The sequence below is a fragment of the Streptomyces sp. NRRL S-495 genome (assembly GCF_000966955.1).
Taxonomy (GTDB): Bacteria; Actinomycetota; Actinomycetes; order Streptomycetales; family Streptomycetaceae; genus Kitasatospora; species Kitasatospora purpeofusca.
Map to the genome: position 1 here is coordinate 1 of NZ_JZWY01000872.1, position 1,492 is coordinate 1,492.

At 78.2% G+C, this 1,492-nt stretch carries 1 protein-coding gene; it reads left to right on the forward strand.

Going from position 1 to position 1,492, the window contains the following annotated elements:
- Positions 1-68: 68 nt before the first annotated feature.
- Positions 69-1,492: hypothetical protein (locus VR45_RS48110; protein ID WP_063772603.1), on the forward strand; the 1,424-nt coding region annotated here is incomplete at its 3' end.

Sequence of the window (1,492 nt, forward strand, 5' to 3'; positions counted from 1 at the left end):
CGCCGGTGCCCCGGCCGCCGGACGCCCCGCGGCCTCGGGCGCGCCGACCGGGGCGGGTGGGAACTGAGATGGCCGTGATCGCGGTGGTCGGCGCCCCGGGGGCACCCGGCGCCACCACGACCGCGCTGGCGCTGCTGCTGGCCTGGCCGCTGCAGCCCGGCCGCCGCATCCTGCTGGTCGAGTGCGACCCGGACGGCGGCGCCGTCCTGGCCGGTGCCCTGGAGGGCCGGGTCGAGGCGGTCTACGGACTGCGCAACCTCGCCGTGGCCGACCGCCGGGGACTGCTCGGCCAGGCCCTCTGGGAGCAGCTGATCGACCTCTCCCCGGCCGGCAACGCCGAACGCCTCCTGCTGCCCGGCCTGACCGACCCCACCCAGGCGCCCGGCCTCGCCTACACCTGGGAACCGCTGATGGAGGTGCTGCACGGACTGGAGCCGCAGGGCTACGACGTCATCCTCGACCTCGGCCGCTCCGGCGCCACCGGCACCAGCGCGGTGCTGGCCCGCCGGGCCGACGTGGTCGCGGCGGCCGTGCGCACCACCCTGCGCGGGCTGAGCGCGGCCCGGCCCCGGCTGGCGACGCTGGCCGAGGACCTCGCCTCGGCCGGTACCGGCGCCGACGCGCTGGGCCTGCTGCTGATCGCCGAGGGGCCGTACTCGGGGGCCGAGGTGTCCAAGGAGTTCGGGCTGCCCGTGCTCGGCCTGCTGCCGCACGCGCGGCGCACCGCCCAGGTGCTGTCGGACGGCGGGGACGTCACCGACCGGCGGTTCGTCCGCTCGGAGCTGATGCGCACGGCGCGGTCGGCGGCGGACGAGATCCAGTTGACGGTCCGCCGGCGGCGCCAGCGGCTCGCTCCGGCGGTGGCGGGGCCCGCGCAGCTCGGGCCGGGGACGGGTGCCGGGACGGCGGCGGAGGCTGTCGGGCCGACGGCGGTGCCCGGCACCGGGACGGCCGCACCGGCCGGACCGGCCGGGCCCCAGCAGGCCGACGCGGCCGGGTACGGGTACGCCGGGCCCGCAGCGACAGCAGCAGCGGCGGCCTCGGCACCGCAGCCCGCGCCGACGTACCAGCAGCCGACGTACCAGCAGCAGTCGTATCAGCAGCAGTCGTACCAACAGCAGGGATACGAGCAGCAGGCGTACCAGCAGCCGTACGGGCCACAGTCCTACGGGCAACAGCCGTACGAGCAGCAGCCGTACGGCCCGGTGCCGCCCGTGATCACCACCGGCCCGGTGGCGCCGCTCGCCGGGCTCGCGCCGCAGCCGGCCGCCCCGGCGCCGTTCCCCGGGCACGGGCAGGTCGGCCAGTCGTACGCGGACCGGGCGTACCCCGAGGGCCCGCACCCCGAGGCCGTGTACCCGGGCGCCCCGTACCCCAACAGTCCTCACCCCGGCGGCCCGTACCAGGGACCGGGAGTTCAGCCGTACCCGGAGCCCGGATCGTCCGCCCCCGCTCCCGCCCCCGCCCCCGCTCCCGAGGTCCGGGACCAGAC